Raw genomic sequence first — 21,707 nt, 5'->3', positions numbered from 1 at the left:
CTTAATTTAGAGAATGCGTTGAACTACTTGGCCCACCTTTACTTAGCACAACCGACGGCTGATTCACACTTTGGTAATCTGCTTGGGGATTTTGGTGGGCGTCGGTATTCAGCGCAGTTACCTGACGCGGTTAAAAATGGCCTTGAAAATCATTATTTGGTTGATAGGTTTACCGACTCACATCCCCTTGTAAAAGAGGCTAAGCAGTATTTTTCGCCAGCACGTAAACGCTTTGCAAGTGTCGCGATTGATGTGGCGTTTGATCACTTTCTTATTCAGCATTGGCATCGCTTTAATGATCAGCCATTAGCTGAATTCAAACAGCACAGCTATGGGCTTTTAAATGCGCGCCAAGCCATGATGCCTTCACGCATGCAGCAAGTTGTGACCAGTATGACTAATAATGATTGGTTTAAAGAATATGAAACACTCGATGGGGTCGGCCTAGCCCTTGATAACATCGCCAAGCGTATTCGTTTTGCTAACAACTTTGCAGGAGCGGCAGACGATATTGCCCGTCATTATCAGCAATTAGACGCGGTGTTTTTAGCGTTTTTCCCCGATCTGGTTGAGCACGTGAAGCTAAAGGGGATGGAATGATTTGGCGAGTTTCTAGAGTAAACGGGAAAGGAGCTATTTGCTGGTAGGTCGGGTAGAACGGAGTGAAACCCAACAAGTTAACTAGTAGCAGCTGGTTTACCCCGCGTAATTTACGGTTTATCTCCGTGTAGCGCGAATCGGCTCGGTGCATTACGTGGTTCAATTTGTTGTTTTGCACAAAGAGAAGAGAATGAGAAGTGAATGAGATACACCAAAAGAGTATTTTGTTCTTCCTCTAAAGCGCAGCGCCTCTTATCCACTTTGTGACTATTATTTTTAAATGCTGTTTTTCTCTGTGTAGCGCGAAGCGCCTCGGTGAACTCTATGGTTCAATTTATTTTTGATGCACAACAAAGAGAAGAGAATGAGAAGTGAATGAGATAAACCAAAAGAGTATTTAGTTCTTTCCTCTAAAGCGCAGCACCTCTTATCCTCTATGTGACTATTATTTTTAAAATGCTGTTTTTCTCTGTGTAGCGCGAAGCGCCTCGGTGAACTCTGTGGTTCAATTTGTTTTTTGCACAAAGAGAAGAGAGTGAGTAACCCACAAAACCACTAAATTTGTTTTTAATAATCCCTCTAAAGCGCAGCGCCTCTTATCCTCTATGTGAAAATTACCCACACTGCGGTTCATAAACCGATTTACCTCTTACCTTAAAATATGAAATGGCTGATATCTTGGCTGCTTGTTGCGGTTATATAGTCGGTTATCGATAGGTAAGTAAACTCCAAGGCGCTTAAAAGCTCGTTATTTAACTGAGCTGAACTACCCTTTGTAAAGCAAGTAAGCCTTAAATTAATACTTACCTCAATCGCAGTAACTTGAACATAGCAATGTAATGTAGCAACCGTGAGGGAATAATAATGAGTAAACCCATAATTGCAGCCGTTTCGCCGAAAAAAGTCACCTTAGAGCAGGGGCAAGAGTATTACTTTTGTGCCTGTGGGCGTTCTAAAAACCAGCCATTTTGTGACGGCTCACATGCCGGAACAGATTTCAAACCCAAAGCATTTACAGCAGAAGAGTCGGGCGATGCCTATTTATGCCAATGTAAGCACACCGCTAATGCGCCATTTTGTGATGGTAGTCACAAGCAATTTGATCAAAGCCAAGTTGGTCAAGAAGGGCCAGGCGTACAAATTCAAGCCTCTGATTCGCCTGTAGCTACTGCAACCAAAGAGGAGCCCACCGTTGAGCTTATTCATCAACTGGCACGTGAAGGGTTATCAAAGCTTGGTCATCATGGCCCTATGGTGTCGATGGGTGTGCCGCGATATCAATTACCTAAATGGGATGATTTACAACTAATGGTGGCACAAATGGCAACGCAACCGTTAATGGAAGATGTAGCCGTTAATACCGAACTTGTGATTGGTCCGCGAGCGAAAAAGCCATTAAAGCTGGCTATTCCGCTGTTTGTTTCAGATATGAGTTTTGGTGCTTTATCAGAAGAAGCTAAAGTATCGTTAGCAAAAGGAGCAGAGCTTGCCGGAACGGGTATTTGCTCGGGTGAAGGCGGTATGCTTCCTGAAGAGCAGCAAGCCAATTCACGCTATTTTTATGAGTTAGCAAGCGCGGGTTTTGGTTATAGCGAAGATAAATTAAAAAACGTGCAGGCCTTTCATTTTAAGGGCGGACAAGGCGCAAAAACAGGCACGGGGGGGCATTTACCGGGCAATAAGAATGTTGGCAAAATCTCTGAGGTTAGAGGGATTGAAGCGGGTACTTCGGCGATTTCACCCCCAACATTTAAAGACTTACACAGTGCGGCTGATTTCAAAAAATTTGCTGATAGAGTCCGCGAGGTAACTGGCGGTATTCCAATCGGTTTTAAACTGAGTGCTAATCATATTGAGGAAGATATTCAATTTGCGCTCGATGCGAGTGCCGATTACATCATTCTTGATGGTCGTGGAGGCGGTACAGGCGCAGCCCCTGAGATTTTTAGGGATCATATTAGCGTACCGACTATTCCTGCACTTGCCAGAGCAAGAAAGTACTTAGATGAACAAGGTGCAAGTGATGTTACTTTGATCATCACTGGCGGCTTACGTTTACCCATTGATTTTGTAAAAGCGCTTGCGCTTGGTGCTGATGGGGTGGCGATTTCGAATAGTGCAATGCAAGCAATCGGCTGTGTTGCTGCGCGTATGTGTAATACCAATAACTGCCCAGCAGGGATTGCCACACAAAAGCAAGACTTACGTCAGCGCTTAAATATTGAAAAGTCGGCAAATCAATTAAAGAACTTTTTTGAAGCCTCAACTGAGTTAATGTCGGTAATGGCTAGGGCATGTGGGCATGACTCTTTAGCTAAGTTTAATGCTAATGATCTAGCAACATGGCACAAAGATATGGCGTTGTTATCTGGCGTTAAGTACGCGGGCGTTGGCAGTGTGTAAGCTGTAACGCTTAATCGTAAAAGTTATTTCACTTTAATTTCTTCAATCACCGAGTACATATAGCGTACAGATTAATTATGGTAAACAATCTGTTGCTATGTGCCTCGGTGCATTCTTTGGTTTTTAGTGATTATTAATAAAAGTTTGTTTCTGGTTAGGTTTATCACCATGGGCTATAACTTATCTCACAAGAAAAATGTATTGCCTCCAAATTTTGAACAATCAAAGTTAACACATTCAAAGCATAGAAAAATGCGTTAGTAATTTTTCTTAAAACACCTGTTTAATCGACTTAGAGTATCTCTTCTAACCTGTAGGTTTTCTCACTAATCGTACAAAGACATTCCAGCTTTAATTAAGGTAGCACTTTGGGTTACATTTAGTTATTATAATATAAATGATAATTGTTAACATTACTTACCACCTTTAAAGACTTAACCGATTAGGCTGTATTTATACCCAAGAGATAAAATGACTATAATTAACCGATTCCACTGTTCTGTACTTTCAATTGCTATTAGCACAATTTTGACTCCAGCTGTTTATGCCAAAACAGCATCACCGAACATAGAAAAAATATCAGTTTCAGGTGTTAGGCAAGCGTTTCGTGGTGATGTTCCTATGAGTGAGCAACCACAGAGTGTTGAATTTATTTCTGCTGAAAACCTCGATGATGCGGCAGTGAACACTTTGACCGATATTTTTGATCTAACTCCAAGTATTGCTGAGCAAAATGATTTTGGTGGTTTATGGGAAAGCTTTGCAATACGCGGGTTAGTTGGCGATGAGAGTATTCCATCAGGTTTCTTAATTAACGGCTATTCATCTGGCAGAAGCTTCAGTGGTACACGTGATACAAGTAATATCGAATACGTAGAAGTGATGAAAGGACCTGGCTCTGCGCTTTATGGTCGTTCTGAGCCTGGGGGAACAATTAATATAATCACTAAAAAACCACAGTTTGCAAAGCAGGGTTATATAAAAGTAACAGCAGGGAGTTGGCAGAATTACCGAGCAGAGGCTGACTACACCAATGCTGTTTCAGACAATGTTGCTTTTAGAGTTAATGGTGCTGTTGAAGAGGGTGAAAGTTTTCGAGATCATCATGAGTCAAGCAAAACGGTCGTTACGCCTTCAATTCTATGGTTAATTTCAGATACATCAAAGTTGAATTATGAGCTTGAGTATGTAGATCAAAGTACAACCTTCGATCGTGGTATTGTCGCCATTGAGGGAAAAATAGATGCGTTACCAATTGACACTTTTTTAGGTGAACCAAGTGATAAACCTACAGAAGTTGACGCTATTTCTCATCAACTTACGTTTGAGAAGCAAATTGGACAGTGGTCTCTTTTGAATGGTTTAAGTTACAGTGACTCAAAATTTTTAAGTGAGTCGAGTGATGCCGAACTTGCTCCAAGTAGACAAATTTATTTCAAAGATGGCGAAACATTAAGTAGGCAGCATAATCAGCGCGACTTTCAAACTGAGTACCTTTCAGCGCGAATAGAACTTAGCGGTAGTGTTGAGCTTGCAGGTTTGACACACCACTTATTAATCGGAGCAGATGCCAGCAAGTTCGATTTTGATAAACTGTGGTATCGATATCGTCCAACACTTGAAGACACTCGTTACGCAATTAACATGTATAATCCAGTGTATGGAAAAGCAGCGCCTGAAGGGTCTCTTTTATTCAACAGTACTGAAGTACAACATAGTTATGGAGTGTATATTCAAGATCAACTAGACCTAACTGAGCAGTGGAAAGTGCAAGTAGGTGGTCGTTTTGATTGGTTTGATCAACAAATAGATAATCATATTAATCAGCAACAGTCTAAAAGTGATCAAAGCACATTTAGCCCGCGTGTCGGTCTAGTTTATGTCTACTCAGACAGCCTCCAATACTACACAAGTTACTCTGAAGGCTTCAGACCTAACAGCGGTTACGATAGTAAAGGAGATGCATTTGAGCCTGAAGAAACAACATCTTTCGAAGCGGGTATTAAGTTTACTACCGATAGTGTAAGTGGAAGTTTTACAGTATTTAGTGCCGAAAAGAGCAATATGCTAACTACAGACCTACAAGCTGGTGTATCTACAGCGCTAGGTGAAGTAACAAGTGATGGCATTGAGCTAGATTTACATGGCAACATTACAAGCAATGTATTATTTGATTTTGCTTATACTTACACAGACGCTAAAACAGCAAACGATACAGTCAACCCAGATTGGTGGGTAAAGCTGCCAAAAGGCAGTCCGTTACTTAATATCCCTAAACACAGTACAAATGCTCAAATTAAGAGAGAGCTAAACGACCTAATAGATTTAGATGCAACTGTTGGGCTTGCTGTACAATATGTTGGCGAGAGGCTTGGAGAAACCATTGATCCTACCTATTACTTACCTTCTTACACTTTGGTAAATATGTTTGCAAAATACAATGTGACTAATGACTTAAGCTTGCAATTTAATGTAAATAATTTGCTGGATAAAAAATATTATTCTAATTCGTACTCTGCTATTTGGACTCAGCCAGGGGAGCCGGTAAATTACAAGTTGAGCTTAAATTATAAATTTTAACTAAACGTCAGTTATTTACACCAGAGCTTAGGCCTACGATTATTGCAGCAGTTGCTGCTTAATCGTCTGGCCCTTTTAGGGTAAATACTAAATGCCTGCGCATATCTTTTAAAATCACGCCCTTTTTCAGCATTGCGCCACTCAGGCGCTTTTGCCACTTTAATAATTCTGGTGTGGCAGCATCAAGAGTTTGTTGATTTTCAAATTGAAAACATAAAAGCAATGAGCCTGGAAATAAGTGGTATTCCACATCGAACCAGCATTGCAACATGCCTTCAAGCTCAGCGCGGCCTTGCTCTTCAAGAGCATCGGCAACATTTAATACAAGGGCTTGTTGTTTTAATTGTACTTTAGAAAGCTTTTTCATTATTAACCCTTTGTAAGGTCATTTTTCAGAAGCTGGAAGTATACATAAGCTCACTCATTGCTAAAAGTTTTGATTTGCGACTAGTTTATTTTTCTTATTAAAACTTTTTAAAGTTAATGTAATGTTATTGAAAATCTTATTTTCTCTCAGAGATTCTTGCTCAATTAAGAAAAATAGGTACACTATTTTTATCCCTCTTCTGGGTACTTCAAAGGATGAAGTAATGATCAGTAAATCTTTATTTGTACTTACTAAATATCACACAGATTTATACAACGATGATTTTTTGTTGTTACTTAAAGTGTTAGAGACTGTCACCCCAAAGGTTAAGGTTGATAGCCGATTACCTGCTATCGACAGTCGTGCTAATTTTGCATTATTTTTAGTTGATGCGGCTTATAGCAGTTGTTCAGAATTGTTAAACGAAGAAATTATCGATTTGGCGAAAAGTAATCATGTTGCTTTATACAATGCCACGCCGACTAAAGTACACGAACAAACAGCATTATTGGCAAATATAAAAGGCATTATTTATAAAAATGATGAGCCTGAAAATACCTTTAAAGGAGTGAGACGGATTTTGTCTGGTGAGCTTTGGTTTTGTCGAAAAACAATGTCTAAAACTTTATCAGAACTCGTTCAGCAAGTGCCCAATTTTGTAAAAACACCGCAGACCGATTTGGTAAGTTTAAATGTGTTAACTGCTCGCGAAAAGTCAGTGATCTCTTTGCTGGCAAAGGGAGCAAAAAATGAGGATATTGCAAACACCTTGAATATTAGTTGCCACACAGTTAAAACACATATCTACAGCGCATTTCGCAAAACGAAGTCACGTAATCGTATCGAATTGGCAAATTGGGCGCAGCGCTTTATGCCCGCTGCATCCATTGTAACTAGGTGAGCAAGAGTTGTTACTAAATAATCTGAGGTGACCAAATACCCTTGTTTATTCCTTTATTTATGAGCAAAGTTAATGCTTTTTCAATAGCTTGAGAGACGCAAATATGCATAGGTTCGTTATCACTGTATCCTGCTTCAGCCTCAAGCAAGCGCTTGTAACTGATGTAGCGGAAAAAACCTGCTCGCATTTCTTTAGAGAGAACTTTCTTGCTTGTAGCCACTGACAGCAGCACTTGACCAGTTCGCACATCAACTGCACGCATGTAAATAGAAATAATATCTTCACGATAAATTTCTGATGCACCAATTCCAAAATACTCAGCACCTAAGCCACCTGTTTTGATATTTGTGTCGTAACTGATAATACCTCCCTCTAAAATTATTTTTGCAGTTGTTAGTGGTGGTAATTCAGGTGTTAAATTTTCGTTGTCGGTCATAGCTGCGCGAATAATTTTACGTTCGGTGAGTAGATTTTGTAGTCCTTCACGTTCAACAGGAATAAACCAGTCAGTTTCATGTAACGCTTGCATAAGAATAGAGTTAGCGCCTTGAGTGACAGCCGTTGAGAAGGAGCTTACATTTTCTTGAGGTTTATACTGACCTGTTTGATCTCGAAATGAATAAACAGAAACAGGAATGGCTCCTTTTGGTTTTGGCAATGCTTTTAGTTCAGCAAAGGTGTCTGTTAGTGTTATTTCTGTAGCAATTTGTTGTGCCGGAGGCAGTGTTGCTTTGAATGTTGAGCAAGCAGTCAAAAATACTAAAGAGAGTAGTAATGTTAGTATGCGTATCATTATCCGAACCTCGGCACTTCAATAATTGTGATAGTGCCATCAATTAAGTTGGTGATTTGCACCGTGATAGCATCAGATGAACTGGTGATTATTTGAATCTCATAGTCACCACTAACAAAGGTAGAGTCTTGGTTAAAGATACTCTCTTCAACATCATCACCAAAAGCGATATCAGTGATTTCACGGACCATTCTGTTTAGATAAGTTCGCTCTAAAGAATCCTGAAAATTTTCTGCGTAGCTTTTCTCATCAATAGGTGCTTTGTGTTTATTTTGAGCCTGAGCCTTAGATAAAAGCATGTTTGCGTTTAATGGATTACCGCCAAACGATGGATTAATGGGCTTGTAAACTAGCTCAGTAGCGAGCATTAATGGGGAGGTTAAAAATAAGGTCGCGAAAATTATTTTTTTCATTGTTATTACCATCCACTGGGTGCTAAATCTGGAGATGTTTGTTTAAAGCGTGCACGCGCAATTGCATCCATTGCCGCAAACATTGCGCTTTCTACTCTCTCTTTTAGAGGGCCGCCTCTACGTCCCATAAAAGTGACATAAATTAGTTCGTTATTAAGTAAAACTTCAAGTCGAGTTCCGGCGCGAGGTAGTACCGTTTCTTTGATTACAACATGAGTATCAGAGCTGTTAGGTAGGTCTAGCCACAATTGCGAAAAGCCATAGTAAAACTGATGACCAAAGCGACTGATGCTACGATCAAGCACTAAACCGTCAATTTCTACTTCATTAGCATCACAGCGTTGGAATACTGAAAAAAGCAAAATAATGGTTAAAGTTAAGTAGTTGATATTTTTCATAATCGCATCTAAGGAGGGGAGGGCCCCTCCTTACACTCTATTACTGTTGAATGACAGTTGCTGAATTGAAGTCACCAATCTGAGTAACTGATATAACGTTACCACTTCCCATGATAGACCCTTCAACTAGGTTACCTTCACCTACTTGGCTGATTGAAACAGAGTTTTCGTCTCCTGAAACAATAAAAGCACCCTCACTAATACCTGCAACTAAGTTAAAGTTACCTTCTTGCGCAATATCAATACTATTACCAAGACCCTCAATCATAAGATCAATTGCGTTAAGCTCTCCATTTTGAGCTAAATCAACTTGGTTATTCGAGCTTTCCATAACAGAGCTCAAGCTAAGGGTAGCTTCGTTAGCATAGCCATTTTGTGATATAACAATTTCATTCGCATTACTAGCAATGCTGGTATTTGGATAAGATGACTCAATTATTGCGGTATTTAGATCCCCTGTTTGCACCATTTCAATGTCATTATTTGAACCATTAAAGTTAACGGCATGAGCAATATTATCGCTTCCTACTTGAAGTGATATAAATTCGTTATTATTGCCGATAACTCCAAAGTAAGTGGTATTGTTATTGCCATTTTGAACAGACAACATGTCATTTTCGTCACCAATTAACTCTGCGGTTGCTATGTTGTCATCACCATATTGAATACTATCAACTTCGTTATCATTACCTGTGAACACACCTGAATTGAATTCGTTGTTATTTCCTCTTTGCTCAACTTCAATATTGTTTTCATTGCCGTTGATTGAATCAATGCTTACTTGGTTTTCATCACCATTTTGTTCAATACTGATTTCATTTTCATCGCCATAGAGTTCAGTGATACTAATTTCATTGTAAGAGCCAATTTGCTCACTGGTAAGTTCATTCATGTTGCCAGAGATGTCGTTAACAGTGAGCTGGTTCCAAAAACCGTCTTGTTCTATTTCTATGGTATTTTCATCACCATAGATGGCATATAGTTTTGCTTCATGCCAAATACCATACTGCTCAGCAGTTACTTCATTAGCACTGCCTTGCATGTTGTAGTTATAAAACCAATTTCCATCGCCATCTTGTGTTACAGTAATGTCATTTTCATCGCCATTTATGATATTGATTACTTCATTTGTAATACCAAAAAAACTTGCACCATTTTGAACTACTGAAAGCTGGTTGCTATCACCTGTTACTTCAGTTAGAGCTCCATTTTGCTCACCATCTTGCGTATAAGACTGTTGGTTGTTATCACCGTAAGTTGTTACAAGAATAAGATTCCCATTGCCCATTTGAACGGCATCGGTCTCATTGCCATCACCTGTGGTAATTATCTCAACTTGATTTGAATTACCTTGTTGTAATGTACTTGCTGCATTTCCTAAGCCTTGGATAGACGTTTGAGAAATGACGAGCAGGTTACCTTGTGCAGTAACACGCTCTACATTTGTCAACGCAGATGTTGAACTTGGTTTATCTGTATTTTGAGCATACGCAGCAGAAGATAAAGCCATTGCTATTGCGCAGGTTAAAATCGATTTAGATAGTTTCACGCTAATCTCCTTAATCAATAAAATATTTTTAGCCGCGATACACAAAGCGTTTTTACAAGGTTGCCGGCTTGTAATTTTGCTACTTAACAGGTGTGCGCGAATCCAAAATGTTTGTGCTATTTACTTGGTGGTGAAACACCAAAACTTCCGTGATTGCGTATGGCATCATTCGTATAGAAAAAAGAACCTTTGTTTGTATATCGAATACAGAGAAGCCCAAAAACGGCTGTGAAAATGGCTACTTCAAAACGTCGTTTCGCTTGTAGCGAATGAAAGAAGATAATTTCGCAACCGTGAGTATTAACTTTATGTTTACTTTACAAAGTGATAAATGGAATGTTTTTGTGATTTTTTTAATCTATTTAAGTCAATTGCTTAGGCTTACTTTTGCTTGGGGGCCTTTATGAAAATAGGATCTAGTACAAAAAAAGAATGAGAAAGATGACATGAGTTTCGGCAGGTTAAAGCTAACAAAAAAGCTTGAAACTCTAGATTTAATTTCATTTTAGATCACAAAAAAGAATGAAAATTTTAAGTTCTCTTCGTTTTGGTTTGCGTATTTTTTAAACAGTTACTAAAAAGGTTTTGTTGCCACAAGATTGTGTATCGGTGTTTCAGAGAAGAAATACTCTACGCTGTGTTTTCACAGCGTCTGTTTATGGAATAGCACTATGAAAACAAAATTATCAGCTTTAACACTGGCTATTATTCCACTCCTTACGGTTGGTGCACATGCAAGCACTCAGCCTAATAAATCGACAAAAAGTGTGGATGAAAATAGCATATTGGTAGTATTTAAAAAAGGAACGCCTGCAGCAGTTCGAGCACAAGCACGTTCTTTAGTTAAAGCAAAAATAAGAGACTTAAATTCAGATGGTATCGATGACCGTTACAAACACATTTTAGGTGGTCGGTTAGCAAACTTTAAGCTTTCAGAAGTAAACCAAAAAGTTGCATTAGAAGCCTTATCTAAGCATCCAGCAGTAGAATATGCAGAGCCTGATTATCAGTTACGGGTATTAGGTATTCCTGATGATACTCGTTTTGCTGAACTTTGGGGGATGAATAACACTGGGCAAACAGGGGGAGTTGCTGATGCTGATATCGATGCAGTTGAAGCATGGGACATAACCACAGGTTCAAGTGAGATAATCGTTGGGGTTATTGATACTGGTGTAGATTATAATCATCCTGACTTACAAGCAAATATGTGGGTAAACCCTGGCGAGATAGCTGGGGATGGTATCGATAATGATGGTAATGGCTACATTGATGATGTTTATGGCATAAATGCGATTACAGGAAATGGTGATCCTATGGATGATCAGGGGCACGGATCGCATGTATCAGGTACGTTAGGTGCTTCTGGTAATAATACGCAAGGAGTTGTGGGTGTAAATCATGAAGTATCTATCGCAGGTTGTAAGTTTTTGAGCTCAGCGGGAACGGGTTCTACGTCAGATGCAATTGAGTGTGTTGACTATTTTGTAGCCCTTAAAAATGCCGGTCATAATATTAGGGTAACGAATAATAGTTGGGGAGGAGGTGGCTATAGCCAAGCCTTAGCTGATTCTATTACAGCCAGTGAAAATGCAGATATTTTATTTGTCGCAGCGGCAGGTAACGATGGCGTCGACAATGATGTAAACCCTCATTACCCATCTAGTTATGAACATGATTCAATTTTGGCAGTGGCAAATACAACGCATACAGATGAAATGGCCTGGGACTCGCAGTGGGGCTTAACAAGCGTTGATATGGGAGCGCCAGGTAGTGCAATTTTATCAACAGTACCTGGGGGCGGTTATGCTTCTTATTCTGGTACTTCAATGGCTACACCACATGTTGCTGGGGCTGCAGCACTCGTGCTATCAATTAATCCTAATTTAACTGCGCTAGAATTAAAACAGTTACTAATGAGTAGCGGTGATGCTAATGCAAATTTAGCTGGGTTGACAGTTGCTGGCACCCGTTTAAATGTTCATCAGGCACTACTCGATGCAGATCCTGAGCCTAGTTTTAGATTGTCTGTTGCACCACGGAATCAAGAAATTGTAGCAGGTGAGAATGCAAGCTACGAGTTGAGTATTGGCTCCATTGCACAATGGCAAGGTGTGGTTGAATTATCGGTAGACAGCCCTATTAGCGGTGCTGTGTTATCATCAAATACAGCTCAGCCCGGCGAGTCTGTTACTTTAACCGTTCCTACAACTGAACAAACCACATGGGGAGATTACAGTGTAGCTATAAACGCTGTATCGGGTGACTTGGAGCAACAAGAAGTTGTCGGATTATATGTATTGCCGCAAGGTTTAACCGAGTTTAGCTATCAAAATGACACCCCGATGGCTATTCCTGATACTAACTCACAGGGTATTACATCTACTATTACCATTAATGATGACATCACCGTTTTTGATACAAATACCTTTGTAGATATAACACATACTTGGATTGGCGATTTAATTGTTACCTTAACATCTCCATCAGGTACGATGGTAACCTTACATAATAGGTCGGGTGGTAGTGCTGATGACATCAATGAAACTTATAATTCGGCGGCTTTCAATGGTGAAGTTGCCACAGGTGACTGGACTCTCTTTGTGTCTGATAATGCCAGCTCTGATACAGGTACTCTCAATGCTTGGTCATTAAACTTAACTGGGATTGGAGAAGTCTCTCCTCAACCGCCACAAGCTGGATTTACATTTACTGCAGATGGCTTAAATGTTCAGTTTTCAGATGCGAGTACTGATGTAAATGGTGATATTGTCAGTTGGATGTGGGACTTTGGTGATGGCGCAACAAGCTCTGATGCTAGCCCAACTTATACTTATGCAGAATCAGGAACTTACTCTGTAGCCTTAACAGTGACCGATAGTGAAGGATATACCGATACTGTAACCCAACAACTGTCAGTGAGCTCTGATGTAATTGAACTTGAATTAGTGCGCGCTAATAAAACACGCCTTGGCTACATGCGTGTGCAGCTTGGTTGGGAAGGAAGTAGTGCCGATAGCGTTAACATTTATCGTAATGGCGAGCTGATCAGTACTACAGAAAATACCGGCAAATACCTAGATTTTGAACGTAGAGCAACAGAAAGCTCGTACTCTTATCAGGTTTGTCAATCAGCAGATGTATGCTCAAATGAAGTAACTGTTACATTTGATTAGTGTCTGTTAGCGGTTGTGTTGGTGCACATAAGTATAAAACCGCGCATTTTTGCGCGGTTTTATATGTTTATAGAGCTAAGTTTATTTACCATATGTAGGTAATCGTTTGAATACATTTGAGCGCTTTTAAATCCCCTTTTAGTGTAGTCAAAATCATTAATAATTAAATAAGTTATCTTCTATCAAGCTTGGCGAAATGCATTACGCCAATCTCTAGGTGATAAGCCAAATTGCTTGCGAAAGTGATGCCTTAAAGTAACAGCAGAGCCAAAACCACATTTTTCTGACAAGTGCTCTAATGATAAATCGGTTGCTTCTAGTAATTGCTGTGCATAGTTTAAACGCTGATTCAAAAGCCATTGTCCTAGGCTTTGCCCTGTAAGAGACTGAAAATGGCGGGTGAAGGTTCGTCGGCTCATATGCATTTGTTTTGCAAGTTCATCTATTGTGTGTGTGGCACACAGATTTTTTTGTATTTGTTCAAGTAATGACGCTAAGCGCTCGTCTGTAACATTGTTTGGTACTGGTAAAGCGACGAACTGTGATTGTCCGCCTGTTCGATAGGGAGCTGTTACCATTATCCTTGCTATGGCATTGCTGTGCTTACTACCTAAGTACTGACGTACTAAGTGTAAACAGCAATCAATGGCTGCTGCGGTTCCTGCCGATGTATAAAGCTGGTTATGTTCAAGGTAAAGCACTTGATTGTTAAGCTTCACTTTAGGAAAACGTGCTTTGAAGTCATTGCTATAGGCCCAATGAGTGGTTGCTTCAATATTATCTAAAAGCCCAGTGTGCGCTAACGCATAAGCTCCTAAGCAAAGTCCTACAATAATAGCGCCACGCTGATGCGCGGTTAGCAAGCTGGTTGTTAATTCTTTAGAGGGAATTGTTTCAGGGAATGGCCAAGACGGAATAATTATAATATCTGCCTGATCAAACTTTGAAATTGAATGACGCGCTTGAATATCAAACCCCGAGCTTGAAGGCATTACAGCTTTACTTTCGCTGCACACTGCTAAGTTAAATTCTTTGATGCCTGCCGAGCGAGCACCCTCACCAAACACCATGCATGGTACTGCAAGATGAAATGGGCTGATATTTGGAAATGCTAATACAGCAACGTTCAAGGTAAAGCCTTATCAGATACTTTGGCCCAATATTATCGATAAATGGTGTTTGGGTCACTGTTTGCTGCGTTAAAAATTAAGCAAACTGTGCCACAACACAACTCCAAAAGGTTCTCACAATGACAAATACAGCTTTATTGATTATCGATTTACAGAATGATTATTTTGCAGGTGGCGCATTTCCTCTATGGCAGGCTAAACAAGTAAAAGATCAGCTTGTTGAGGTAATAAAACAAGCAACAGAATGTGGCATTTTACCTATCCATATTCAACATATTGCTGAATCACGACAAGGCTTGGCTCCTTTTTTTAACCAAGATACGATAGGGGTCAATATTCATCCTGATATTTTAAAAGCAGCACCAGAAGCCCCTGTGGTTGTAAAACACTATGCAGATAGTTTTTATCAAACAAATCTCGATGATATTTTAAAGCAGCACGGTATTAAAAAACTTTTGATCGCAGGTATGATGACTCAAAATTGTGTGACTCATACGGCGATATCTGAGCAAGCAAAAGAATACGACGTGGAAGTCTTAACGGATGCGTGTACAACCGTTACTGAAATGCTTCACTTAATCGCTTTAAATGCCCTTGCCCCACGAGTAAAGCTATTAGAGTCAAATCAAGCTTTGCTTAGTTTGCAAAGTAATTAATATTCGCAAAGGCTGAAATAACATCTTTGGCAAATGCAATGCGAGGATGCTTTAAGGCGCCTTTGTTCCATACTAAGTAAATTATGTTTTCTGGGCCTACAGGGCCCAGCTGTACAAGCTCTCCAGCTTTTATCTGATCGCGGCATAGGTAATCAGGCAACACAGAGTAGCCAATACCTGAGCGAATAATATTGCTAATTGCACGAATGTCAGGGCAAATAGCTATCACATTTGAATGGCATTTTGCGTTGAACACAGACTCAAAGTATTGCCTAATTAGAGGCAGCTCTTCATCATAAGCGACAACATTGTAGCTTGAGAGAAGGTCTGCGGTGATAGTGCTATCTTTAATTTCTCGTCCGTGAAGGCGGTTCATTACTAAAATAAGCTTTTCTCTATCAAGCACTAAGCTATCAAAAAGTGAAGGGTCGGGTTCGGAGGCGGCAATAGCGATATCTGCTGCACCAGATTGCAAGGCATCAAAAATACTCACCTTATTACCAATATGCAGAACAAGGTTTACATTGCCAGATTGCAATAAGTTGGCGATTTGTGGCCCTGACACACTACTAATATATTCGGCAGGCCCTGCGATATTTACAGTGCCATATACGGCACTTGAGCGGGCGCGGATTGACATAATTTTTTGCTCTAAAATATCAATGTGACCAGACACTTGCAGTGCTAAATCGTGCGCAGCAGCGGTCGGAGTAACTCCGCGAGCTTTGCGTTCAAACAACGCTTTACCAACGACTGACTCCATGGCTTGAATATGGGCCGAAACCGAAGGTTGCGACAAACCGAGGTTAGCTGCTGCTTTTGTTATATTTTTGCAGCGATAAACTTCCACAAAGGTTTTTAGCTGTGTGAGGTAAGACATAAAATAGGCGAGCCATAAATTTTCTGATTGCTTCTCTTAATTTATCCGAATTCACACAAGCGCGCAAACAGCCTATTCTAGATGCATTCAAATAAGAGGATAAATCATGAACAAGGTTTTGCAGTGTTTAACATTCGTAGCAGCTTCGACTATGTCATTATTTGCTGTGGCAAGTGAAGGCGAGGTATTAGTCATTTTATCAAGCGAGACAACCATGGAACTTGCTGGTGGGCACAGCATTGAGACAGGTTATTACCTTAACGAGTTTGGTGTACCTGCAAAAGCTCTCGCAGATGCGGGCTATGAGCTTGTGTTAGCAACGCCAAAGGGGAATGCTCCGCAGGTTGATAAAAAATCAATCAGCGTAGATTACTTTGCTGGTGATGAGCAAAAAATGAGAGAGATCCAAAAATTTATTGCATCGTTACCCAATATTAATGATACCGCTAGTTTGAGTGAGATTTTGGCAGGCGGTTTGAGCCAATATGATGCAGTGTTTATCCCTGGTGGTCATGCTCCGTTGATTGATTTAGCAAATAATCCTGAAGTCGGTGAAATTTTGCGCCACTTTAATCAACACGGTAAACCTACGGCGGCAATTTGCCACGGCCCAATTACCTTATTATCGGCACAAACTGAGCCGAAGGCGTATTACAGTGCAATCCAAACTGGGCAGACGGCGTCAGCAAGCAATTGGATTTATGATGGCTATAAAATGACAATATTTTCTGATCCAGAAGAGCGAGTGTTTGAAAGCAGTTTAGAAGGTAAAAAGCTTAAGTTCTATCCGGCTATGGCAATGGAAAACGCTGGTGGAAATATGGCATTTGCCAGCGAGTGGCAGCCTAACGTGGTTGTTGACCGCGAACTCATTACGGGGCAAAACCCATTTTCAGATACGTTGTTAGCTGAAAAACTATTAAAAATGTTAGCAAAGTAAATTTGTAAAAGTATTACCTATCAAAAATTTAGGAGGCAAATCGATGCTAAACTTTATTTATAAAAATCAAACAGAAATTTTATTTGGTAAAGGTCAAATTAGCGAAATTTCATCACGCTTACCAACCGATGCAAAGGTGTTGTTACTCTACGGTGGTGGCTCAATAAAGAAAAACGGCGTATACGACCAAGCTATGAGTGCACTAGCCGATGTTGACGTTATAGAGTTTGGTGGCGTTGAGCCAAACCCAACTTACGAAACACTGATGCAAGCGGTTACAACGGCAAAAGAGCACCATGTTAACTTTATTTTAGCTGTTGGTGGTGGCAGTGTTATTGATGGCGCTAAGTTTGTTGCTGCAGCCTATAACTATGCTGGGGAGCCGTGGGATATCCTTGTTAAAGGGGCAGAGTTTAGCAATCCTTTACCAATCGGTGCGGTATTAACCTTACCAGCAACAGGCTCTGAGAGTAATGGTAACTCAGTGGTAACTAAAAAAGAGACGTCACAAAAGCGCGCTTTTTCGTCACCAACAGTACAACCTGTTTTTGCTGTACTTGATCCTGAATACACGTTTTCGTTGCCTGCACGTCAGGTAAGTAATGGTGTGGTGGATGCGTTTGTTCACGTTATTGAGCAATACTTAACGTACCCTGTTAATGCACCATTACAAGACCGTTTTGCAGAAGGTATTTTGCAAACCTTGATTAGCGAAGGGCCAAAGGCGCTGAGCGAGCCACAAAATTATGATGTTAGAGCTAATGTGATGTGGTCGGCTACGATGGCACTGAATGGTTTAATTGGTCAAGGTGTACCGCAAGATTGGTCTACACATATGATTGGCCATGAATTAACGGCACTTTATAACCTTGATCATGCACAAACCTTGGCGATAGTTCTGCCTGCCTTAATGCATGTTCAAAAAGAACAGAAATCAATTAAAATTCAGCAGCTTGGTGAAAGAGTGTTCGGACTAAATTATAGCGACGAAGCTGAGCAAATCGATAAAACGATTAAAGCTGTACAGGACTTCTTTGAGGCCATGACGGTGAAAACACGTCTAGCTGATTATGACCTTGACGAGCAAGCTATTGAGGCCGTTGTTGCTAATTTAGAGAAAAACGAGCTAACGAAATTAGGTGAGCATGGTGATATTGATTTAGAAAAGGTGAAATCAATCTTAGCATTAGCACTTTGAGTTAGTTAAAACTTAATATGAAAGGGCGTAATAGTGATTAACTGTTACGCCTTTTTTAATGTCTAAAGCCCAAGCAATAAGCAAAGTGGGCAATGGCAAAATAGTCTAGATGCCAGAGCGCATTGAGTCTTTGCTCCTAAAAACTGCATATTCACAGAAGCAGTGCCTTTAACTTCAGTACTACCTAAAGCAGCTTGCTGTGGCAGTTTTTAATAATGCTATTTATGTGTTTGATGATGCGGGGAACATAACAAAGGGTTGACCGTGAGGTTATTAATTTCAAAGCAATTAATTTCAATGTAAAAGTACGAGGCGAGGAGCGAAAATAACGGGGTTTTGTATTGGTTGATGAGGGAATACGTTCGCTAAGTGAAGCAAGAATTGTGTTGTATTTTTTAGCAATTTTAACATGAAGGATACAATTACCTTGACCATGTGTTTCTGATAAGGGAAAATGCACGGTTTTTAAATTAAAAATATAACTTAATACCAACATCTAAAGTGAACTCACCTCCAGCTATTGTTTAATCGAGAGCTAAAGCACTACCTTAAGGATAGGGAAATGACCAAACTAACATGTCTAGCGATGCTTTTACTTAGCACGCAAGCTATCAGTGCGACTAAAAGCACACCTGAATATAATCAATTTGGCGATGCGACTTATTCAAATTCGCAACCAATTAATTATGACGAATCTTATTTTACAAGTCGCGCACAACAAAATATAGCGCCGACTACTTCGTTGAGTAAAACCTTAGCGACATCAACTACATCAGAATTAGAAAACATAGAGCTTACCTCGGTGTTTCGCCGTTTTTCATTAAGTAATTCAACAGGTCTCAATGGTCTTTATGCTGTTGACTTGTTCGGTAACGGTAATAAGCAAATTATTTCGGTGCAACAAAACGATTTTAATATTATTGAGTATAAAGATAATCAATATTCAGTCGTTGAAGGTTTCGATTCTCAGGATTACATCACTGATAGTACATTGGTAAAAAGCATTGCAGATGATACATATTATTTAATACTTATGACGAGCAGTCAGATAGTAAAAATTAACTTACTAACAATGAAAGTCGAAAGTACTAAGAATGTAGTTTCTAGCCAATCAGTTACGGCAAGAGATATTAATAACGATGGTCAGGACGAGCTTATTGCTATTGCCAATAGCCAGATTTTAATACTAGACCAGTCAGACCTTTCTGTTATTTCAGAGCTTGAGTATTACGGTAACAAATTTGTTGTTGGTTCGTTTACCGAGCAAAATGTTCACGAATTAATGCTTGAAGATGGCAAGTTGTATCGTATCTCTGAAAATACAATAGATTATATAAAAACACTGAACAGCCAACTAACAGGTATCCATTTACAAAGTGTTGATACAAACCAAGATGGCTTAGATGAAGTCATTAATGGCCAAGGCTGGTATTCAATTGAGTTAATCAGTCCAAATACAGACAGTATTGTGTGGACAGCCAATAGTGATTTAGATATTTCAAAAATTATAGTTGCAGATATCAATAATGACGGTGCCCAAGAGCTAGTATATGGCGATGGTCAGTGGGGGCAAATTCATGCTTTGTCTTTAAGTTCTGGCGAGGAGTTTTGGCAAATCAATAACCCTGAACACAGTGTTTCTAGTATTTTGGTGGATGATTTTAATCTTGACGGCAAAACAGATATTGCATGGGGAGCGGGTTACACATCTTCAGGTGATGACGGGTTTTATATTCATACCGTTGAAGATAAGTCTATGCAATGGTCGCAAACGATCACTGTCTATTCACAATTTTTGCTAGGACTTGCTGATATTGACGGTAAAGGTGGAATTGATGTTATTTTTTCTGAGAATGGCACAAATAAGCTTCAAGTTATTGATATAGAAACAAAAGAGCAGGTGTTACCTAGCATTGCTTTGACCGATGGTTGGAATGACTACCAGTATGTGATTACTGCTGATTTATTCAATGATGGCAAAAACTATTTAATTGTTGCTGGCTCAGAAACTTACACTGGAAATATACAAGTATTTTCACCAGAAAATGGAAACTTACTGTATACAGTACCTTTTCAAAGTGGCGACCAAATTTCAACGATTGAAGCCCATGACATCAATAACGATGGTCTGTTAGAGCTGATTGTAGGTAACGGCGCATCACACACCGGCAGTGAAGGCTCTTATATACGAGTTTTTAATGGGCAAACGGGTGAGCTACTTAAGCAATCACCTCGCTTACAGAACTTTTGGGGTGGGGTTTCTGGCATAGTCGCAGGCATAGATACACAGCAAAGCAGTAAAGAATTATTTGCTTTAACAGGTAACCAATTAGTTAAATATAATTACACTGATAATAGTGTCACTAATTACTCTTTAAACGACAGTTTTAAGTCGCTAGAGGGTGTTGTTGTTGATGGTAAAAAAGCGCTTTATGTTGCCAACCAGTATGGCCTTTTATTCTCGTTCAAAGAATCAGGAGAAATGTCAGAAGTTGCGCAACTATGTGACAATTCATTAAACAATATAGTATCTACACGCGCAGGCTTCATCTTATTTAGTTGTGAAGATAAGTTTGGAGAGTACGACTTAATTAATGATGAACTACTTTATGAAGTAGCGCGTGCAAATCAACGCAGTTCTATTGTGAGTGCAACATACAAAGGTGTGGACTATTCACTGCTTTCAGGAAAATCTATAGAGGTGTTCTCGAATGAAGCCGCAGCACCTTTAGCTACACCGCAAGATAGCGAGGTAACATCTCATGTGCTTGCAGCAATCGACGTTAATCTTAATTTGAGTGATATTGATTTTGTAGTGTTTGAAAATAGCCCTAGCCTTGGCCAATTAACGTTTATTGACCGCAAAACAGGGCAGTTCACATATACGCCTAACGGCACTGTAGGTGTTGATGAATTAGCGTTTTATACAGTAAAAGGTCGTTCACGTTCTGAGCTCGCAAAGTTCACAGCTACTTTAACAAATCAGGCGCCGGTCGTTGAAAACTCTACGATTAAAACACACTGGAATACACCCTTGATACTTAATTTGCCAGCCTCTGATGCAGATGATGAGCAACTTATTTTCACTGTAAAAAATGAGCCTCAACATGGTCATATTGAGTTACTTGATCAAAACATGGGTGAAATTAAATACACGCCGAGTGGTGAATCTTTACAGCCTGTTTCAATTACTTTTACCGCGCAAGATTCCCTTGAAGAGACGGCACTTGCCAATGTTGTTGTTGAATTAACAAATACCACACCAACAGCTACAGATTTAAGTTATGAAACTTATTACTCAACGGTAGTTAATGGTCGTTTTATTGGCAATGATGAAGATAGTGATGAGTTAGAATTTGAGCTAGTAACAAGCCCAAGTTCTGGCGAGCTTAGTTTTGATAAGGACACTGGCTTGTTTGTCTACGAGCCTGCGGGTGAGTCGACTTATGCTGTTAACTTTAGTTACCGAGCAAAAGACAGATTTGCTTCTTCAGAGGCTAAAACTGTCGTGATTAACGTAGTTGGCAAAGCTGACAACTCAAGTTCTGATTCAGGTTCTGGTGGTAGCGTGTACTACTTAATATCTTTGCTGTTAGCCATGGTCGCGTTTAGACGTAAACTTAAGCTATAAGTAAAAGTAGTTTATTTATGCTGTATCAATTTACTTGGTGCAGCATTTTTATGTCTGCTGTTAAATATCGGCATCACGAAAGATAAATAGTT

The 21,707-nt window shown here is 39.8% G+C and carries 16 protein-coding genes; 9 read left to right on the top strand and 7 right to left on the bottom strand.

Annotation, left to right across the window (positions count from 1 at the left end; all coding sequences use genetic code 11):
* The first annotated feature begins 18 nt into the window (after positions 1-18).
* The 3 genes from E5N72_RS14495 to E5N72_RS14485 all read left to right on the top strand — a co-directional run bounded on the left by E5N72_RS14495 (position 19) and on the right by E5N72_RS14485 (position 5,583).
* Positions 19-600: an ACP phosphodiesterase gene (locus E5N72_RS14495; RefSeq protein ID WP_135925787.1), complete on the top strand. Its 582-nt coding sequence runs from the start codon at positions 19-21 to the stop codon at positions 598-600.
* Positions 601-1,464: 864 nt separating this feature from the next.
* A complete protein-coding gene (locus tag E5N72_RS14490) occupies positions 1,465-3,003 on the top strand; it encodes a glutamate synthase-related protein (RefSeq protein WP_135925786.1) in 1,539 nt (512 codons plus the stop codon).
* Positions 3,004-3,474: 471 nt separating this feature from the next.
* Positions 3,475-5,583 (top strand): TonB-dependent siderophore receptor, encoded by a 2,109-nt coding sequence (locus tag E5N72_RS14485; RefSeq protein ID WP_135925785.1) that lies wholly within the window; start codon positions 3,475-3,477, stop codon positions 5,581-5,583.
* A 58-nt stretch (positions 5,584-5,641) separates the two neighbouring features.
* Here the strand turns inward: E5N72_RS14485 and E5N72_RS14480 are convergent, their stop codons facing one another.
* Positions 5,642-5,950, bottom strand: coding sequence for a hypothetical protein (locus tag E5N72_RS14480; protein WP_054560743.1), 309 nt, complete (start codon positions 5,948-5,950; stop codon positions 5,642-5,644).
* A 223-nt stretch (positions 5,951-6,173) separates the two neighbouring features.
* Between E5N72_RS14480 and E5N72_RS14475 the strand changes: the two genes are divergently transcribed.
* Positions 6,174-6,851 (top strand): response regulator transcription factor, encoded by a 678-nt coding sequence (locus E5N72_RS14475; protein ID WP_135925784.1) that lies wholly within the window; start codon positions 6,174-6,176, stop codon positions 6,849-6,851.
* 13 nt (positions 6,852-6,864) lie between these two features.
* Here the strand turns inward: E5N72_RS14475 and E5N72_RS14470 are convergent, their stop codons facing one another.
* From E5N72_RS14470 to E5N72_RS14455, 4 genes are read right to left on the bottom strand one after another with little or no spacing between them, the layout of a single operon-like run.
* Positions 6,865-7,644, bottom strand: coding sequence for a CsgG/HfaB family protein (locus E5N72_RS14470; protein WP_135925783.1), 780 nt, complete (start codon positions 7,642-7,644; stop codon positions 6,865-6,867).
* Entirely contained in the window at positions 7,644-8,057 is a 414-nt protein-coding gene (locus E5N72_RS14465) for a curli assembly protein CsgF (RefSeq protein ID WP_235382655.1), read from the bottom strand. The genes E5N72_RS14470 and E5N72_RS14465 overlap by 1 nt, the downstream gene beginning before the upstream one ends.
* A gap of 5 nt (positions 8,058-8,062) precedes the next feature.
* Entirely contained in the window at positions 8,063-8,455 is a 393-nt protein-coding gene (locus E5N72_RS14460; RefSeq protein WP_135925781.1) for a CsgE family curli-type amyloid fiber assembly protein, read from the bottom strand.
* 40 nt (positions 8,456-8,495) lie between these two features.
* Positions 8,496-10,004 (bottom strand): curlin, encoded by a 1,509-nt coding sequence (locus E5N72_RS14455; protein WP_135925780.1) that lies wholly within the window; start codon positions 10,002-10,004, stop codon positions 8,496-8,498.
* A 671-nt stretch (positions 10,005-10,675) separates the two neighbouring features.
* On the opposite strand from E5N72_RS14455, the gene E5N72_RS14450 reads away from it, so the two are divergent.
* Positions 10,676-13,180 (top strand): S8 family serine peptidase, encoded by a 2,505-nt coding sequence (locus E5N72_RS14450; protein ID WP_135925779.1) that lies wholly within the window; start codon positions 10,676-10,678, stop codon positions 13,178-13,180.
* Between the two features lie 182 nt (positions 13,181-13,362).
* Here the strand turns inward: E5N72_RS14450 and E5N72_RS14445 are convergent, their stop codons facing one another.
* The gene (locus E5N72_RS14445; protein ID WP_135925778.1) at positions 13,363-14,310 is read right to left on the bottom strand and encodes a helix-turn-helix domain-containing protein; all 948 of its coding nucleotides are present in this window, start codon (positions 14,308-14,310) and stop codon (positions 13,363-13,365) included.
* Positions 14,311-14,429: 119 nt separating this feature from the next.
* Here E5N72_RS14445 and E5N72_RS14440 point away from each other — a divergent pair, with 119 nt between their 5' ends.
* Positions 14,430-14,966, top strand: coding sequence for an isochorismatase family protein (locus E5N72_RS14440; RefSeq protein WP_135925777.1), 537 nt, complete (start codon positions 14,430-14,432; stop codon positions 14,964-14,966).
* On the opposite strand, the gene E5N72_RS14435 is transcribed toward E5N72_RS14440, so the two are convergent.
* Complete coding sequence (locus tag E5N72_RS14435) at positions 14,947-15,846, bottom strand: LysR family transcriptional regulator (RefSeq protein WP_135925776.1); 900 nt, start codon at positions 15,844-15,846, stop codon at positions 14,947-14,949. The two genes, E5N72_RS14440 and E5N72_RS14435, sit on opposite strands and share 20 nt — an antisense overlap.
* Positions 15,847-15,952: 106 nt before the next feature.
* Between E5N72_RS14435 and E5N72_RS14430 the strand changes: the two genes are divergently transcribed.
* The 3 genes from E5N72_RS14430 to E5N72_RS14420 all read left to right on the top strand — a co-directional run bounded on the left by E5N72_RS14430 (position 15,953) and on the right by E5N72_RS14420 (position 21,615).
* A complete protein-coding gene (locus E5N72_RS14430; protein WP_135925775.1) occupies positions 15,953-16,786 on the top strand; it encodes a type 1 glutamine amidotransferase domain-containing protein in 834 nt (277 codons plus the stop codon).
* A gap of 43 nt (positions 16,787-16,829) precedes the next feature.
* Positions 16,830-17,984: an iron-containing alcohol dehydrogenase gene (locus tag E5N72_RS14425; protein ID WP_135925774.1), complete on the top strand. Its 1,155-nt coding sequence runs from the start codon at positions 16,830-16,832 to the stop codon at positions 17,982-17,984.
* A 562-nt stretch (positions 17,985-18,546) separates the two neighbouring features.
* A complete protein-coding gene (locus tag E5N72_RS14420) occupies positions 18,547-21,615 on the top strand; it encodes an Ig-like domain-containing protein (RefSeq protein WP_135925773.1) in 3,069 nt (1,022 codons plus the stop codon).
* Positions 21,616-21,707 lie beyond the last annotated feature (92 nt).

It is taken from the genome of Pseudoalteromonas sp. MEBiC 03607 (genome assembly GCF_004792295.1).
In the GTDB taxonomy this organism is placed as follows: domain Bacteria; phylum Pseudomonadota; class Gammaproteobacteria; order Enterobacterales; family Alteromonadaceae; genus Pseudoalteromonas; species Pseudoalteromonas lipolytica_C.
Note: the sequence above shows the minus strand (reverse complement) of the source record. Positions and strands in the feature narration are given on the sequence as shown.

Bases quoted from the DNA above. Each gene is read 5' to 3' on its own strand.
- E5N72_RS14475 (WP_135925784.1), top strand. From the start codon at position 6,174: ATGATCAGTAAATCTTTATTTGTACTTACTAAATATCACACAGATTTA.
- E5N72_RS14460 (WP_135925781.1), bottom strand. From the start codon at position 8,455: ATGAAAAATATCAACTACTTAACTTTAACCATTATTTTGCTTTTTTCA.
- E5N72_RS14485 (WP_135925785.1), top strand. From the start codon at position 3,475: ATGACTATAATTAACCGATTCCACTGTTCTGTACTTTCAATTGCTATT.
- E5N72_RS14480 (WP_054560743.1), bottom strand. From the start codon at position 5,950: ATGAAAAAGCTTTCTAAAGTACAATTAAAACAACAAGCCCTTGTATTA.
- E5N72_RS14490 (WP_135925786.1), top strand. From the start codon at position 1,465: ATGAGTAAACCCATAATTGCAGCCGTTTCGCCGAAAAAAGTCACCTTA.
- E5N72_RS14440 (WP_135925777.1), top strand. From the start codon at position 14,430: ATGACAAATACAGCTTTATTGATTATCGATTTACAGAATGATTATTTT.
- E5N72_RS14420 (WP_135925773.1), top strand. From the start codon at position 18,547: ATGACCAAACTAACATGTCTAGCGATGCTTTTACTTAGCACGCAAGCT.
- E5N72_RS14450 (WP_135925779.1), top strand. From the start codon at position 10,676: ATGAAAACAAAATTATCAGCTTTAACACTGGCTATTATTCCACTCCTT.
- E5N72_RS14435 (WP_135925776.1), bottom strand. From the start codon at position 15,846: ATGTCTTACCTCACACAGCTAAAAACCTTTGTGGAAGTTTATCGCTGC.
- E5N72_RS14470 (WP_135925783.1), bottom strand. From the start codon at position 7,644: ATGATACGCATACTAACATTACTACTCTCTTTAGTATTTTTGACTGCT.
- E5N72_RS14430 (WP_135925775.1), top strand. From the start codon at position 15,953: ATGAACAAGGTTTTGCAGTGTTTAACATTCGTAGCAGCTTCGACTATG.
- E5N72_RS14425 (WP_135925774.1), top strand. From the start codon at position 16,830: ATGCTAAACTTTATTTATAAAAATCAAACAGAAATTTTATTTGGTAAA.
- E5N72_RS14465 (WP_235382655.1), bottom strand. From the start codon at position 8,057: ATGAAAAAAATAATTTTCGCGACCTTATTTTTAACCTCCCCATTAATG.